The following is a 14,823-nucleotide window of genomic DNA, read 5'->3' as shown; positions in this document are numbered from 1 at the left end:
GAACGATTGTGGCACCCTGCCAGCAACGCTCACAACCCAGATTAAGCTTGGCCTTCGTGAAGCTTTGGAGAACGGCCCGGTTTGAGAAGAAAAGCGGCGTACACAGTCAGGCTGGAATCAATCCCGCCTCTTGATAGCTCTCTATCAGATCGTCGAACAGGTTGATGTCCATCCGGGTTCGCGCAATCAACTGGGCGCCCGCTACTGCGGTGTAGATGGCGAGGGCCCGACGTTCACATTTCTCGGTGCTGCCTGTGCTGGCATTCGCCAGCATCTGGGCGAGCCACATCACGTTGAGGTCCGCAAACGCCTTGACCTCACGCATGACTTCCTCGGGAAGGTCTTCGTACTCGGCCGCCATGAAGCTGGACAGACAGAGTCTGTTGCCATCCTGGAGAGACTTTCGAAAAATCGATGGATAAAGCTGCAGACACCGATTCGGGTCAGGGTTGGCCTCACGTATCGCTTCAAGCGCCCGCTGCGCTTCTTGCCAATAACGTTCGGCGACCGCAGCGCCCAGGGCCGCCTTGCTCGGAAAGTGGTAGTAGATGCTCGCATTCTTGATGCCCACTTCTTCAGCAATGCTTCGGAAATTGATACCGCTGTAACCATGCAGTTGGGCTGCGGATCTGGCCGCTGCCAAAATGGCTTCTCGAGCATTTTCGTTCACGTTGCCACCCTCGCTTCGAGACCAAATGGATCAGGGGCAGGGATTCTACGCGTACGACTGGCTACCTGCCAATTGTCAGGTAGGGAGTTGACGGTGAGAAAAAAACGATTCAGTCTTTACCTACCAACTGACAGGCAGGTATCGGCTCATGACCTCTCCACAGGAACGCAGCGACGCTGTTCCAACGACTTCCACACTGAAAATCTACGATTGGTTCAACGGACCCTACCCTGCCCGGGTGCGCATCGCGCTGGCGGAAAAGGGTTTGCTGTCGAACGTTGAATTCGTATCGGTCAATCTCTGGGCCGGTGAGCACAAGCAACCTGAATTCCTGGCCATCAATTACTCCGGCACGCTCCCGGTGCTTGAGCTTAGAGACGGGACTCGGATCGCTGAGTGCACGGCGATTACCCAATACCTGGATAGCCTGGACGGACACCCGACGCTGACGGGGCAAACGCCTGTTGAAAAAGGCATCATCCATATGATGACCAAACGTGCCGAAATCGAGTTTCTCGATGCCGTCAGTGTGTACTTCCACCATGCCACGCCAGGACTCGGCCCAGATGTCGAGCTGTACCAGAACGCCGAGTGGGGCGCCCGGATGCGCGATAAGGCGATCAGAGGCATGCGTTATTTCGACAGACTTCTCAACGACCAGCCCTTTGTGGCGGGCGAGAAGTTTTCGATGGCTGACATTGCGGTACTGGGCGGCATGATCTTCGCCTCACTGGTGCAGCTTCCGGTACCTGAAGAGTGCGTGGCGCTTCGAGCCTGGCATGCCAGGATGCAGGAGCGCCCCAGCGTCCAGGCATGGCGTGCCATGGTCGAGCGTGGCGCTGCGCAGCACCGATCATGACTTACCTGCGCCAGGCTGAAAGAAGGGGCAAGGGTGTGTTGGGGTCGTTGCTGGTGAATCGGATTGGGTAACGGATGAACCCACCAAAGAAAAACCCGGCGCTTTACGTCGGGTTTTCGTGGGATACGCCTGCAAGCCCGACGTTGTTTACGGGTTACTCGACTTGCGACAGCTTGGCATCGTCGCAACCGGCAGCACGGCATTCGCGCTCGATCGCTTTGAGTATGACGATGCGTGCCTCGGTCTTCTCGTTGGCACAGTCCAGGTAGAGCAGGCCATCGTTGGAACAGGCGTTGTCACGAATCTTGATCCACTGGATTTGAGCCGCTTTCACTGTCTTCTTTTGATCCGGGTTCAGGGCACTCATGGTCTTTTTGTATTGATCATTGATTTCCTGATCCGACTGAACCATTTTCAGCGATGCGCAATATGTTCTGTCATAGGCGTTTCTAGGGTTATCGCAACTCATCGCAGATGCCGATGCTGATGCCATTGCCAGCAATGCCCCAACCAACAAAGACTTGATCACACACTTCTCTCCCTGAATGCCCTCTACTCATTAGAGGTTGCGGCGAAGAATTTAGCATGGGGCTCGTAGAACTATGAAGCAGATCCTGTGACGAGGAGACAGGTCATTTATGGCGAGCAAAAAAAACGGGCCTGCACTTCGATGCAGCCCCGTTTTTTCACCACCTGGTCAAATCAAAACGCCGGCAGAACCGCCCCTTTGTACTTCTCCAAGATGAAAGCCTTCACTTCCGGAGTGTGCAAGGCCGCCGCCAGCTTCTTCATCGCGTCGCTGTCCTTGTCTTCCTCGCGGGCCACCAGGATGTTCACATACGGCGAATCATTGCCTTCGATCACCAGGGCATCCTTGGAGGGATCGAGCTTGGCTTCCAATGCATAGTTGGTGTTGATCAAGGCCAGGTCCACCTGGGTCAGCACACGAGGAATGGTCGCGGCTTCCAGTTCACGGAACTTCAGATCCTTGGTGTTCTCGGTGATGTCTTTGGTTGTCGACAGGATATTGGCAGGATCGTTCAGCTTGATCACCCCAGCCTTAGCCAGCAGCAACAACGCACGGCCGCCGTTGGTGGCGTCGTTCGGGATCACCACGTTGGCGCCGCCTGGCAGTTCTGTAAGTGCCTTGTACTTGCTGGAGTACGCGCCCAGAGGCTCCAGGTGCACACCGGCCACGCTCACCAGGTGGGTGCCCTTGGCTTTGTTGAATTCATCCAGGTACGGCTGGTGCTGGAAGAAGTTGGCGTCCAGGCGCTTTTCCGCAACCTGCACGTTCGGCTGGATGTAGTCGGTGAAGACCTTGACCTTGAGGTCTACGCCTTCCTTGGCCAATGCCGGTTTGACGAATTCGAGGATTTCCGCGTGCGGGACCGGTGTGGCCGCGACGGTCAGGGTGTCGGCGGCATGGGCGGAAAAAGCTGCAGCGGCAGCAAAGGCAACCAGTAGTTTCTTCATTCAGCTAACTCCTTGTGAGGCGCCCGCTCTCGGCGCCTGCCAGCGAATGGCTGGCTCATGGTTTATTGGCGCGAGGCCTTATTTTCTAGAGAAATGCACAACCAGCTTGTCACCCACGGTTTGCAGCACCTGGACCAGCACCAGCAGCAACACCACCGTGACCACCATCACATCGGTCTGGAAACGCTGGTAACCGAAACGGATCGCCAGGTCGCCCAGACCACCGGCTCCCACCACACCGGCCATGGCCGTGTAGGAAACCAGCGTAATCGCTGTCACCGTAATTGCCGCAAAAATGCCCGGACGGGCTTCCGGCAGCAAGGCGTTGACGATGATCTGCCGGGTCGTCGCGCCCATGGCCTGGGTCGCTTCGATGATGCCGCGATCGACTTCGCGCAGGGCGGTTTCCACCAACCGTGCGAAGAACGGCGTTGCCCCTACTACCAGTGGCGGGATCGCCCCGGCCACGCCCAGGGAGGTGCCGGTGATCAATACGGTGAACGGAATCATCACGATCAGCAGGATGATGAACGGCAGCGAGCGCAGGATGTTCACGATCAACGACAGCAGCGCATACACACCGCGGGCCTCGAGCAGTTGCCGGGGGCTGCACAGGAACAGCAGCACGCCCAGTGGCAGGCCGAGCAATACGGTGAACAGCAACGAGCCGAACAGCATCAACAGGGTGTCGCCGGTCGCCAGCCAGATTTCCAGCCAGTCGATATTTGCAAAAAAAGCAGTCAACAGTTCCATCAGCGCAGCACCTCCATGTGGACATCGGCCGCAGTGAAGCGGGCAAATGCCGCCTCCAGGTCACCGCCGGTGATGGCGAGGGTCAATTGTCCGTAGGGGGTGTCTTTGATGCGGTCGATGCGGCCGGCCAGAATGCTGTAGTCCACGCCGGTTTCGCGGGCGACGGTGCCTAGCAATGGCGCGTAGGTCGCTTCGCCCTGGAACGTCAGACGCACGATGCGCCCCGGTACATGGGCGAAGTCGTCGCGCTGCTCGCTCTCGTCGATCTGCTCGTCTTCCTGGACGAAGCGCTTGGTAGTCGGATGCTTGGGGTGCAGGAAAACTTCGGCCACCGGCCCCTGCTCGACGATGACACCGGCGTCCATCACCGCGACTTCGTCGCAGACCCGGCGGATCACGTCCATTTCATGGGTGATCAGCACGATGGTCAGCTTCAGCTCGCGGTTGATTTCCGCCAGCAACTGCAACACGGATGCCGTGGTTTGCGGATCCAACGCACTGGTCGCTTCGTCACACAGCAGGATCTTGGGCTTGGTGGCCAGGGCGCGGGCGATGCCGACGCGCTGCTTCTGGCCTCCAGACAACTGCGCCGGGTATTTCCTGGCGTGGTCGGACAGGCCCACCCGCGCCAGCAATTCGGCGACACGCTGGTCGATTTCGCTGCGGGACAATTCCCCGGCCAATGTCAGCGGCAAAGCCACATTGTCGGCCACGGTCTTGGATGCCAGCAGGTTGAAGTGCTGGAAAATCATCCCGACCTGTTGGCGGAACCGCCGCAGGCCGCTGGCGTCCAGGGCGGTGACTTCCTCGCCATCGACGATGATCTTGCCGCCGCTGGAGTCTTCCAGGCGATTGATCAGACGTAGCAGGGTACTTTTTCCCGCACCGGAGTGGCCGATCAGACCAAAGACCTGACCGTTCTCTATCGTCAGACTGGTCGGGTGCAGCGCGGGGATGTCCCTACCGGCGACGCGGTAGGTTTTATGGACGTTTTGAAACTCGATCACGTAGCGAACCTTGTGGGGCGCGTTGGAAAAGAATCAGCGGTTAGCCGGCCGCGCATTTTAGCCTGTCTGTATAGAGGGCATTAGCATTAATTTCACGGCGACGCTGCCTTTTGGCAATAAGGCGATGGAAGGTGGCCAGGCTGTGAGGGACCGTTGGGGCCGCATCCAGCCAGCGAATGATCCGAACTGACGCCCAAGGATATTTGGCAGGCTCCCGTCCCCCTGCGCTTTTCCAAATAATGAAAGTGTGTTGTTGAATATAACCACATAACCGGTTTCATTTTTGAGGCGCACTTCCAATTGCACGGGAAATGCAATCTGGTAGTTTACGGCCCGTCGCTGACAACGGCAGTAAAGTGCAACTAACACGTTGCTGATGGATAACTATTAAAGGGAATTAAATGTGAAAAGGCATAACGCTGTTTTTGCAGGATTGTTTGCGCTGAGCCTAACGGCCAGTGCAATGGCTGAAAGTTCTGTATTTTTTAACACGCTGATGACGTTCGGCCAACTTCCTGGCAAAAGTCCTGAGTCTTCTCAGTTCAAGGAAATGTCGATATCCAATCTGTCCAGGGAAGCGTTCAATGAACTGCTGGCCAATGACGCTTTTTCGTCCATGGCTTATCTGGACATTGCTGCGACAGGGCAAGACGAATCAGCGATCGAGAAAGCCACGGACATCTTTCGCTCGGGCAGGCCGATATTGTTGAAAATGGGCAGGCAAACCCCTGAAGCCATGGAAAAAGTCGGCAGTATCTTTGGGATTTCCGGTGCGTTCGACTATGCCTTGTTCCATCGGGCGAACGGTTCCCAGATCAACGTCTACCGCCTGGAGGGCTATGAGGACGAGGCCATCCTGGATGCCGTGCGGCAGTTGATTACCCAGTTGCAGGTGCAGAGCAGGTCGTTGAAGGATGAAAGCGAGTTCATCGGGCTGCCAAAGTTGACTTACAACATCAACCTTCAGAGCCCGAGCCAGGAAATGACGTCCGTGGTGAATATCGATGTCATTCGCAGTGCGGAGCGTAGTCAGGACAAGAAATTCGTTTCCATAAAGACTTCACCGACCACTGTTCGCTCCATGAAAAACGGAATCACCATTGGCGGATTCGGGCCCGGTGGCACCGGAGAGAATCTATGGGGCGCCTACCTGCCCCATGCCTATCGGTTTACTCATCAGCTGAGCGCGCAACAGATTGTTCCGGTATTGGTCAACTCGGCACCCGCCAGTGATTCAAGAACCGAGTTCAAGTTCAGCGAAACTAAAACCAACGGGCTGGCCATCGGCGGAACATTGGGCAGCGAGTTTGGTGCGACGAAAGCGGAAAACATCACCTATGCCGCCAAGTCACCGTTCAATGTCAACTTCGGCCTCAACTATTCGCATTCCAAGTCGCTGAGTTATGACTTCAAGGATTACTCTCTGATCACTTCCCAGAATGGTTCGAAGCTGACCTGGAACGCGCCAATCGATCCCAAGCTCAAGGGCATCCTGGTGGATCGGTTTACCGCTGGCATGCCCATTCTGTCCGAAGAGCGCATGACGCCGATGATGCGCTCGGCGCCGTTGGAGTCCTACACATTGTGGGAATTGCCTGGCAACTACACAGGCCAGGCAACCGTCAGTATCGGCGGCGGTTACGACCTGAACCGTCGGGAATGGTGGTGGGACAGGACTCAGGTGCGATCTCGCCAGGTGACCGATCTCTACGAAGCCGCTGAACAGTACACGCTGGACTTGAACAGCCCGTTCCTGACTCGGGAGATGACCGTGCTGATTCGTTCTGCCGAGGGCGTTGGCAAGTGCATGGCCGAAGGGGCCGATGCTCATGTTTCCCTCCAATCATGCGCGGCCTCGAATGGCAGTCAGCTATGGGGCCTGGATTCCGAGAACCGTTACGTCAACAGGGCGTCGCAGCGATGCCTGAGTGTGCGCGAAACGGACGGCGCCCTGGTCACCCAGACCTGTGCCCTGGATAACCGCCAGCAATGGGAATGGCAGGCAGACCGTCTTCATTCGCTGTACAACCGTGACTGGCGCCTGTATTCCGAAAACAGCCGCCTGAAAGTCATTCCGGATGATTCCATGCACTTTCAGGACACGCCCAAGAACGTGTTCAACCCGTTGAACATTCCCTGGGCCAGCTATCCGCGAGCGCCGTCCTTGCACGATGTGATGCCTAACCACCTGGGCAATTCGCCGCAGATCAGCCCGGAATGGGTCGAGAGGTACCAAGGCGTGGACACCCGTCAGAGGTGGCGCATCGAAATCCTGCGGGATGGCATCTGATCCCCCCGCCCTCACCCTGCCGCCCCATGCCCGGTATCGATCATGGGGCGGTTGGCGCCGTCCTTGAAAATCCGTGAGCGTTGCGATGGAACGGCTCGGACCCTCATCAGTCACTACATAAGCCATTGCAAAAGCCACTCCCAATGCCTGGATGCCACCGCCTGGCGCTAGCCCGTCTGGAGGCCTCTGTCTGGAAAGGACCGAAACGAGGAGTTATCTGATGAGTACCAACAAGCCACCGGTCAACAAGAGCCAACTGGCCGGGACCGACACCCTGGACCGCGGCAACACCAACGACAAGCTTGAAAGCCTGGAGCCGTTTCGTTCCGACGCTACCGAGCAGGCGCTGCGCACCAACCAGGGCGTGAAGATCGCCGACAACCAGAACACCCTCCGCGTCGGGGCCCGCGGGCCTTCGCTGCTGGAAGATTTCATCATGCGTGAAAAAATCACGCACTTTGACCATGAGCGTATCCCCGAGCGTATCGTCCACGCCCGCGGTACCGGTGCTCATGGCTATTTTCAGGCCTATGAGGCGCATTCAGCGCTGACCAAAGCGGGTTTCCTACAGGACCCGAGCAAGAAAACGCCGGTATTCGTGCGTTTTTCCACCGTCCAAGGGCCACGCGGCTCTGGCGACACGGTACGGGACGTACGGGGCTTCGCGGTGAAGTTTTTCACCGAAGAAGGCAATTTCGACCTGGTGGGCAATAACATGCCGGTGTTCTTCATTCAGGATGCGGTGAAGTTTCCTGACTTCGTCCACGCGGTGAAGCCCGAGCCCCACAACGAGATTCCCACCGGCGGTTCGGCCCACGATACCTTCTGGGACTTCGTCTCCCTGGTGCCCGAATCGGCCCACATGGTGATCTGGGCGATGTCCGACCGGGCCATCCCCAAAAGCCTGCGCACCATGCAGGGTTTCGGCGTGCATACCTTCCGCATGATCAACGCCGAGGGCAGGAGCAGTTTCGTCAAGTTCCATTGGCACCCAACGGCTGGCACCTGTTCGCTGGTCTGGGACGAAGCGCAGAAACTGGCCGGGAAAGATACGGACTATCACCGTCGCGATCTCTGGGAGTCGATCGAGATGGGGGACTACCCAGAATGGGAACTTGGCGTACAGATTGTCGCCGAGGAAGACGAACACAAGTTCGACTTCGACCTGCTCGACCCAACCAAGATCATCCCGGAAGAACTGGTACCCGTTACGCCGCTGGGCAAGATGGTGCTCAATCGCAACCCGGACAATTTCTTTGCCGAGGTCGAGCAAGTCGCGTTTTGCCCGGGGCACATCGTGCCGGGTATCGATTTCAGCAACGATCCGCTGCTGCAAGGCCGACTCTTTTCCTACACCGATACGCAAATCAGCCGACTCGGCGGACCGAATTTTCATGAGTTGCCCATCAACCGCGCCATCACGCCGGTGCACAACGGCCAGCGTGATGGCATGCACCGCACCACCATCGACAAGGGGCGTACGTCCTACGAGCCCAATTCCATCGATGGCGGGTGGCCCAAGGAAACCCCTTCCGGCCCGCAGGACGGCGGTTTCGAGAGCTACCCGGAACGCATCGATGCCTGCAAGATCCGCCAGCGCAGCGATTCGTTCGGCGATCACTTCTCCCAGGCACGGCTGTTCTATCGCAGCATGAGCGCCCACGAGCAGGAGCACATCATTGCGGCCTACAGCTTCGAGCTGGGCAAGGTGGAGCGTGAGTTCATCAGGGCGCGGCAGGTCAACGAGATCCTTGCCAATATCGATCTGGAACTGGCCGCCCGGGTGGCGAAAAACCTCGGTCTGCCGGCACCGACCTGCGGCACCGTCGATGTACCTACCCCATCCCTGGAGAAATCCCCGGCCTTGAGCCAGGCGAACCTGCTCTCCGGCGACATCAAGACTCGCAAGGTTGCGGTATTGGTGGCCGACGGTGTCGATGGGACAATCATCGATGCGCTCAAACAGGAGCTTGAGGCCAACGGCGCCCATGCGAAGATTCTTGGACCGACCAGCGCGCCGGTCACCACCCTCGATGGGAAAACCCTGGCGGTGGATGCTTCCATGGAGGGGATGCCATCGATCGCCTTCGACGCGGTGTTCGTCCCGGGCGGAGCGCAATCGATCAAGGCCCTGAGCAGCGACGGCGTGGCCTTGCATTACATACTGGAAGCCTACAAGCACCTGAAGGCCATCGCCCTTAACGGCGAAGCCCGGCAATTGCTGGTGTTGTTGAAGCTGGAGGCGGATGCGGGGTTGATCGCGGATGTGGATGCCGGCAAGTTCAAGGCGTTCTTCGATGCGATTGCCCAGCATCGGGTGTGGGCGCGGGAGCCCAAGGCCAAGGCGATTCCGGCCTAAGCGCAAGCCTGGAGGACGCTATCGCGAGCCGGTTCGATCCCACAGTAATGCCATTTTTCTGTGGAGGCGAGCTGGCTTGCGATGCTGCTAGGGGTTACGCGGAGTCAGCACCACCTGCGCCGGCACACTGCGCAGGATCTGCTTCTGCACCTTCAAATCGAAGTCCGGATCGAGTTTCCTGACCCGCTTGGTCAGCAATGTCGCCAACCACGGGTAATCGTCGGTGCGCGGTGCCTGGATGCTGACGTCGCAATTGAAATTAACAGTATCGGCGGCAATGGCATCCAATTGCCGACGCATCTGCTGCATATCCCCGAGGTTAAGCGTCACCGTCGTGCTTGCGGCGCTGAGATCCAGCACCTTGGCCACCGGTTTGGCTTCGGCGGCCTTGAGGTCGGCCTCGGCTTTTTCCAGCTCGGCCTTGCGGGCCTCGGCGATCGCGCTGTTGACCTCACCGGTCAGGGCGGGCGCCTTGGGCATCAGCGCACGGGCACGGCTCAGGGCAGTGGCGGCGGCGTTTACGTCACCTTTTTGCAGATCGATCTGGCTGCGGCGCAGGTAGGCCTCGGCCAGTTGCCGTTGATAGGGTTCCAGCGCCGGATCCGCGGGGGTACCGGCCTGCAAGGCAGCCAATTGGTCTTCAGCGGTGGCCAGTTCGTTACTGGCCAGGCTTTGTTCCAGCTGCGCGATGGCCGGACCCCGTGTATCGGGGGCCTGGGTCACCGGCGGCGAACTCTTGCATGCGCCCAGCAACAATGAAAATGCGACAAGGAGCAGATAACGGGAGGCGAACGGCTTCATTCCTGCGACTCTCTATTTGCGCAAAAAGCGAGCAAGTCTACACCCCTCGGCGGGGCAGGACAAAACTCAGCAGAAACAACGCGGCGGCGCTGACCACGATCGACGGGCCGGCCGGGGTGTCCTTGAACCACGACAGCGCCAGCCCGCCACACACCGCGAGCATGCCCAGCAGGCTGGCGCCCAGGGCCATTTGCTCCGGAGAGCGGGCGTGACGTTGGGCCGCGGCTGCCGGGATGATCAGTAGCGAGGTGATCAGCAGCACACCGACGATCTTCATCGCCACGGCGATCACCACCGCGATCAGCAGCATCAACGCCAGCCGCAGGCCCACCACGGGCAGGCCTTCGACCCGCGCCAGTTCCTCGTGCACAGTGACGGCCAGCAATGGACGCCAAAGTGCAACCAGCAACAACAGGACCGCGGCGCTGCCGCCCAGGATCCACGACAGGTCCATCGGGCTGATCGCCAGCAGGTCGCCGAACAGGTAGGCCATCAGGTCGACTCGCACGTCGTGCATGAAGCTCAGCACCACCAGTCCGAGGGACAGGGTACTGGGTGCGAGGATCCCCAGCAGCGTATCGGACGCCAGTGGCTGGCGCTGTTGCAAGGTCACCAGCACCACCGCCAGCAGCAGGCAGCCGACGGTCACCGCCACCGTGGGGCTGATATCCAGCAGGAACCCCAGGGCCACGCCGAGCAACGCCGCGTGGGACAGGGTATCGCCAAAATAGGCCATGCGGCGCCAGACCACGAACGAGCCCAGGGGACCGGCCACCAGCGCGAGGGCCAGGCCTGCGAGCAGGGCATACAACAGAAAATCAGCCATGCTTGCAGCCGTCTCCATGCACATGGGTAGAAGCGGAAGGATCCACGACCACCGAACCGTGCAGGTCGTGGGCGTGATCGTGATGGTGGTGGTAGATCGCCAGGCTGGGGGCGTTCTTGCCGAACAATTCGACGAACGCCGGGTCGCCGCTGACTTGCTCCGGATGCCCGGAACAGCAGACGTGACGATTGAGGCAGACCACCTGATCGGTGGTGCTCATGACCAGGTGAAGGTCATGGGACACCATCAGTACGCCGCAGCCATGACGGTTGCGCAGACGAGTGATCAGGCTGTACAGCTCGGCCTGGCCGGCCACATCGACGCCCTGCACCGGCTCGTCGAGTACCAGCAGCTCCGGTTCGCGCAGCAGGGCCCGGGCCAACAGCACACGCTGCATTTCACCACCGGAAATGCTCTGCACCGGGCTGTCGATGACCTGTTCGGCACCCACTTCATTGAGTGCCGCCAAGGCCCGCCCGCGATCCACGCCGGGCACCAGGCGCAGGAAGCGCAACACCGACAGCGGCAAGGTCGGGTCGACATGCAGCTTCTGCGGCATATAGCCGACCCGCAGCTTGGGCTTGCGCCAGACACTGCCGCTGTCCGGCTTGAGCAACCCCAGCACGGCGCGCACCAGGGTGGTCTTGCCGGCGCCGTTGGGGCCGATCAGGGTGACGATCTGTCCTGGTTCGACGCTCAGATGGATATTGTCCAGCACGCTCTGCCCGGCGAACGTCACGGCCACCTGCTCGAGGCGGATCAACGCTTTGCTCATCAGGCCTCCCGGCAACCGGAGCAGAGGCCGACCACTTCGACGGTCTGGCCATCGACCTGGAAGCCGACTTCCTCGGCGCTGGTCACGATGGCATCGCTGATGGACTTCTGCTCCAGCTCGATGGCGGTGTGACATTCGCGGCAGATCAGGAACTGGCCTTGGTGGGCGTGCTCCGGATGGTTGCAACCGATAAAGGCATTCAAGGAGGAGATGCGATGCACCAGGCCGTTTTCCAAGAGGAAATCCAGGGCTCGGTAAACCGTGGGTGGCGCGGCGCGACGGCCGTCCTGCTCGCTGAGTACCGCCAGGATGTCATAGGCACCCAGCGGCTTGTGGCTTTGCCAGACCAGTTCCAGCACGCGCCGACGCAAGGCGGTCAGGCGCAACCCTTGGCGTGCGCAGATGGCGTCGGCCTCGGACAGCGCGCTGTGCACGCAATGAGAGTGATCGTGGGGACGACTGGCGAGGGGTGTAATAGGCATGGGCAGCGACGAGTTTAGTGAGAGACGTTATTATGTTACCCGTTCTCGCCTCATTGAGTGGTCATCGTGTCCCGACTTTTTTCGATCTTTGTCGCTTTTGTCGCAAGTTTTCTGCTGATCGGTCCAGCCCAGGCCGAAGTGAAAGTCCTTGCCAGCATCAAGCCGCTGCAGCTGATTGCCGCCGCGGTGCAGGACGGCGTGGCCGTCCCGGAGGTGCTGCTGCCGCCCGGTGCATCGCCCCATCACTACGCCTTGCGCCCATCCGACGTACGGAAAGTGCAATCAGTAGACCTGCTCTACTGGATCGGCCCGGACATGGAAGGTTTCCTGCCCCGTGTGCTGAACGGTCGCACGCTGCCCTCCGTGGCGGTGCAGGAACTGCCGGGCCTCAAGCTTCGGCACTTCGGCGAAGACAGCCATTCCCACGCCGAAGGCGATCATGACGACGAGCACGACCACGACCATCGCCCCGGCACGATCGATGCTCACTTGTGGCTTTCGCCGACCAATGCGCGGGTGATCGCCGCCAGGATGGCGGCGGACCTGAGCAGTGCCGATCCTGCCAATGCCGCCCGCTACCAGAGCAATCTCAAGGGATTCAACCAGCGTCTCGACGCCTTGGACGCCCGCCTGAAGTCGCGTCTGGCCGGTATCGCGGACAAGCCATATTTCGTCTTCCACGAAGCGTTCGACTATTTCGAGGACACTTACGGCCTCAAGCACGCCGGAGTCTTCGCCGTGGCCGCCGAGGTGCAGCCGGGGGCCCAGCATGTGGCGGCGATGCGCACGCGATTGCAGGCCGTGGGCAAGACCTGCGTGTTCAGCGAACCGCCTTTGCGCCCGCGCCTGGCTGAAACCCTGGTGGCAGGCTTGCCGGTGAAGTTGGCAGAACTGGACGCACTTGGCGGTTATACCCCGGCGACGGCACAGGGATACGAGCAACTGCTGGAGAAATTGGGGAATGATCTGGCGGGGTGCCTGGAGTCGCTATAACGTCGTCGATGCACAAACCTGTGACGAGGGGGTTTATCCCCGTTGGGCTGCGAAGCAGCCCATGCTTTCGATCTGAGGGACCGTGGCGGCAGATATTTCTTGGGGGCCGCTGCGCGCCCCAATGGGGATAAATCCCCTCGCCACAAGAGAAACCAGTTCGGCTTGTCTGCTGTTACAGGGCGAAGGGCAGCAACGTGCTGACCTTCTGCCGCTGCGCCAGGCGCTGCTGGAATTCCATCGGGTCGTGAATCAACACATCCTGCCCGGCAAACGATTCGGCGGCGATCAGTCGCGACAGCCAGAACCGCACGCACGCCACGCGCAGCATGGTCGGCCATAGCTGCGCCTCGGCGGCGGTGAAGGGCCGCAGAGCCGCGTAGGCCCCCAGTAGCGCACGCGCCCGAGGGCCATCGAGCACGCCGTCGTCATCCGAGCACCAGTCATTCAAGGCAATGGCAACGTCATACAACATCGGCCCGGAGCAGGCGTTGTAGAAGTCGATCAGGCCAGTCAGGTGGGTGCCTTCGAACATTGCGTTGTCGCGGAACAGGTCCGCGTGGATGTTGGCCCTCGGCAATGCCAGGATGCCTGTTTTCTGCGCTGAAATTTCCGCCAGTGCTGCCTCAAGCAACCGACGCGGCTGCGCATCGAGATGTGACAGCAGTTTCGTGCCCTCTTCCTGCATCCAGTCCAGGCCACGATCGGTCTTGCGCTTGATCATGTTGTCCTTCGTGGCCACGTGCAGGTGCGCCAGCAGCTCGCCGACCTGGGCACAGTGCTGTGCGTTGGCCTGCTTGATGTGCTTGCCTGCCAGGCGGGGCTGCAGCAGCGCCGGCTTGCCGGCCAGCTCGCGCAGGGCGATGCCGTCGCTGGTGCGCAAGGCGTAGGGCACGGGCAGGTCGGCTTCGTGCAAAACGTCCAGCAGTTCGATGAAGAACGGCATCTCCTGCACCGGACCGCGCTCGACCAGGGTCAGGACGAATTCGCCCTGCTCCAGGCTGATGAAGAAATTGGTGTTTTCGCTGCCGGCGGCGATCCCCTGGAAATCAAGCAGGCGGCCGAGCCCATAAGGGGCAAGAAAGGTTTCCAGCTCGGGCCGAGCCAGGGGCGTGAACACAGACATGGTTAAAAACTGCCAGTACGGGCGCCCTTCAGTGGGCGCCGGTTGTTGAAGTCGGGAGCGGCATCACCACTCGAAGATTTTCCACGACGGAATCAGCATATCCGGCTGATCCGAGCGGATGAAGTTTGCATCACTGCCATCGGCACGCACCAGGAAATAAGGCTTGCCGTTCTTGGGCGTGACCTTGATCGCGTACAGAAAGCCGTTTTGCCGATACTCCTGGATCGTCTTGTCGCCTTCCGTGCGAATGGTCACGTCCGGGTCCGCCGAAGGTGCTTCGTCCGCCGCCATGATGGCCAGCGGTGTCATTGCAAACAAGCCAGCCAGTAACAGGCGATTTAGTGTACGCATGATAACCTTGTCCCTTTGTCGTCAACGGTCCCGCTATTCTAGCCCCGGACCCGCCGAA

General features: G+C 59.8%; 15 protein-coding genes. 4 read left to right on the top strand and 11 right to left on the bottom strand.

What is annotated here, in order from left to right; all coding sequences use genetic code 11:
- Window positions 1-106 precede the first annotated feature (106 nt).
- The gene (locus BW992_RS06990) at window positions 107-670 is read right to left on the bottom strand and encodes a TetR/AcrR family transcriptional regulator (RefSeq protein WP_072431310.1); all 564 of its coding nucleotides are present in this window, start codon (window positions 668-670) and stop codon (window positions 107-109) included.
- A 148-nt stretch (window positions 671-818) separates the two neighbouring features.
- Here BW992_RS06990 and BW992_RS06985 point away from each other — a divergent pair, with 148 nt between their 5' ends.
- Entirely contained in the window at window positions 819-1,529 is a 711-nt protein-coding gene (locus tag BW992_RS06985; RefSeq protein WP_076405864.1) for a glutathione S-transferase, read from the top strand.
- Window positions 1,530-1,683: 154 nt separating this feature from the next.
- Here BW992_RS06985 and BW992_RS06980 read toward each other — a convergent pair whose 3' ends face one another.
- From BW992_RS06980 to BW992_RS06965, 4 genes are all read right to left on the bottom strand, one after another.
- The gene (locus BW992_RS06980) at window positions 1,684-2,058 is read right to left on the bottom strand and encodes a lysozyme inhibitor LprI family protein (RefSeq protein WP_083526393.1); all 375 of its coding nucleotides are present in this window, start codon (window positions 2,056-2,058) and stop codon (window positions 1,684-1,686) included.
- A 173-nt stretch (window positions 2,059-2,231) separates the two neighbouring features.
- Window positions 2,232-3,005 (bottom strand): MetQ/NlpA family ABC transporter substrate-binding protein, encoded by a 774-nt coding sequence (locus BW992_RS06975; protein ID WP_072398304.1) that lies wholly within the window; start codon window positions 3,003-3,005, stop codon window positions 2,232-2,234.
- A gap of 78 nt (window positions 3,006-3,083) precedes the next feature.
- Window positions 3,084-3,758, bottom strand: a complete 675-nt coding sequence (locus BW992_RS06970) for a methionine ABC transporter permease (protein ID WP_072398303.1) — start codon at window positions 3,756-3,758, stop codon at window positions 3,084-3,086.
- Window positions 3,758-4,765 (bottom strand): methionine ABC transporter ATP-binding protein, encoded by a 1,008-nt coding sequence (locus BW992_RS06965; protein WP_072398302.1) that lies wholly within the window; start codon window positions 4,763-4,765, stop codon window positions 3,758-3,760. Before BW992_RS06965 ends, BW992_RS06970 begins: the two co-directional genes overlap by 1 nt.
- Before the next feature lie 403 nt (window positions 4,766-5,168).
- Here BW992_RS06965 and BW992_RS06960 point away from each other — a divergent pair, with 403 nt between their 5' ends.
- Complete coding sequence (locus BW992_RS06960) at window positions 5,169-7,055, top strand: RICIN domain-containing protein (protein WP_148049133.1); 1,887 nt, start codon at window positions 5,169-5,171, stop codon at window positions 7,053-7,055.
- A 220-nt stretch (window positions 7,056-7,275) separates the two neighbouring features.
- Window positions 7,276-9,414, top strand: a complete 2,139-nt coding sequence (katE, locus tag BW992_RS06955; protein ID WP_076405860.1) for a catalase HPII — start codon at window positions 7,276-7,278, stop codon at window positions 9,412-9,414.
- 87 nt (window positions 9,415-9,501) lie between these two features.
- Here the strand turns inward: katE and BW992_RS06950 are convergent, their stop codons facing one another.
- Genes BW992_RS06950 through zur form a run of 4 tightly spaced genes read right to left on the bottom strand, consistent with a single transcriptional unit; the run spans window position 9,502 to window position 12,298 of the window.
- Window positions 9,502-10,215, bottom strand: coding sequence for a PA5502 family lipoprotein (locus tag BW992_RS06950; protein ID WP_072398299.1), 714 nt, complete (start codon window positions 10,213-10,215; stop codon window positions 9,502-9,504).
- A gap of 37 nt (window positions 10,216-10,252) precedes the next feature.
- Complete coding sequence (gene znuB, locus BW992_RS06945) at window positions 10,253-11,041, bottom strand: zinc ABC transporter permease subunit ZnuB (protein WP_072431304.1); 789 nt, start codon at window positions 11,039-11,041, stop codon at window positions 10,253-10,255.
- Window positions 11,034-11,816 carry a zinc ABC transporter ATP-binding protein ZnuC gene (gene znuC, locus BW992_RS06940; protein WP_072459528.1) on the bottom strand — a complete coding sequence of 261 codons (783 nt, stop codon included), beginning with the start codon at window positions 11,814-11,816 and terminating at the stop codon, window positions 11,034-11,036. The genes znuB and znuC overlap by 8 nt, the downstream gene beginning before the upstream one ends.
- Entirely contained in the window at window positions 11,816-12,298 is a 483-nt protein-coding gene (gene zur, locus BW992_RS06935; protein ID WP_076405858.1) for a zinc uptake transcriptional repressor Zur, read from the bottom strand. The genes znuC and zur overlap by 1 nt, the downstream gene beginning before the upstream one ends.
- A 66-nt stretch (window positions 12,299-12,364) precedes the next feature.
- Between zur and BW992_RS06930 the strand changes: the two genes are divergently transcribed.
- The gene (locus tag BW992_RS06930) at window positions 12,365-13,291 is read left to right on the top strand and encodes a zinc ABC transporter substrate-binding protein ZnuA (RefSeq protein ID WP_072398295.1); all 927 of its coding nucleotides are present in this window, start codon (window positions 12,365-12,367) and stop codon (window positions 13,289-13,291) included.
- Between the two features lie 172 nt (window positions 13,292-13,463).
- Here BW992_RS06930 and BW992_RS06925 read toward each other — a convergent pair whose 3' ends face one another.
- Entirely contained in the window at window positions 13,464-14,414 is a 951-nt protein-coding gene (locus BW992_RS06925; RefSeq protein ID WP_072398294.1) for a homoserine kinase, read from the bottom strand.
- 63 nt (window positions 14,415-14,477) lie between these two features.
- Window positions 14,478-14,765: a DUF2782 domain-containing protein gene (locus BW992_RS06920; RefSeq protein WP_072398293.1), complete on the bottom strand. Its 288-nt coding sequence runs from the start codon at window positions 14,763-14,765 to the stop codon at window positions 14,478-14,480.
- Window positions 14,766-14,823: the final 58 nt, after the last annotated feature.

Source organism: Pseudomonas sp. 7SR1 (assembly GCF_900156465.1).
Classification (GTDB): domain Bacteria; phylum Pseudomonadota; class Gammaproteobacteria; order Pseudomonadales; family Pseudomonadaceae; genus Aquipseudomonas.
Note: the sequence above shows the minus strand (reverse complement) of the source record. Positions and strands in the feature narration are given on the sequence as shown.

What these genes read in the sequence shown, in the direction of transcription:
- BW992_RS06985 (WP_076405864.1), top strand. Translation starts at nt 819, where the DNA reads ATGACCTCTCCACAGGAACGCAGCGACGCTGTTCCAACGACTTCCACA.
- BW992_RS06975 (WP_072398304.1), bottom strand. Translation starts at nt 3,005, where the DNA reads ATGAAGAAACTACTGGTTGCCTTTGCTGCCGCTGCAGCTTTTTCCGCC.
- BW992_RS06970 (WP_072398303.1), bottom strand. Translation starts at nt 3,758, where the DNA reads ATGGAACTGTTGACTGCTTTTTTTGCAAATATCGACTGGCTGGAAATC.
- katE (WP_076405860.1), top strand. Translation starts at nt 7,276, where the DNA reads ATGAGTACCAACAAGCCACCGGTCAACAAGAGCCAACTGGCCGGGACC.
- BW992_RS06950 (WP_072398299.1), bottom strand. Translation starts at nt 10,215, where the DNA reads ATGAAGCCGTTCGCCTCCCGTTATCTGCTCCTTGTCGCATTTTCATTG.
- znuB (WP_072431304.1), bottom strand. Translation starts at nt 11,041, where the DNA reads ATGGCTGATTTTCTGTTGTATGCCCTGCTCGCAGGCCTGGCCCTCGCG.
- znuC (WP_072459528.1), bottom strand. Translation starts at nt 11,816, where the DNA reads ATGAGCAAAGCGTTGATCCGCCTCGAGCAGGTGGCCGTGACGTTCGCC.
- zur (WP_076405858.1), bottom strand. Translation starts at nt 12,298, where the DNA reads ATGCCTATTACACCCCTCGCCAGTCGTCCCCACGATCACTCTCATTGC.
- BW992_RS06925 (WP_072398294.1), bottom strand. Translation starts at nt 14,414, where the DNA reads ATGTCTGTGTTCACGCCCCTGGCTCGGCCCGAGCTGGAAACCTTTCTT.
- BW992_RS06920 (WP_072398293.1), bottom strand. Translation starts at nt 14,765, where the DNA reads ATGCGTACACTAAATCGCCTGTTACTGGCTGGCTTGTTTGCAATGACA.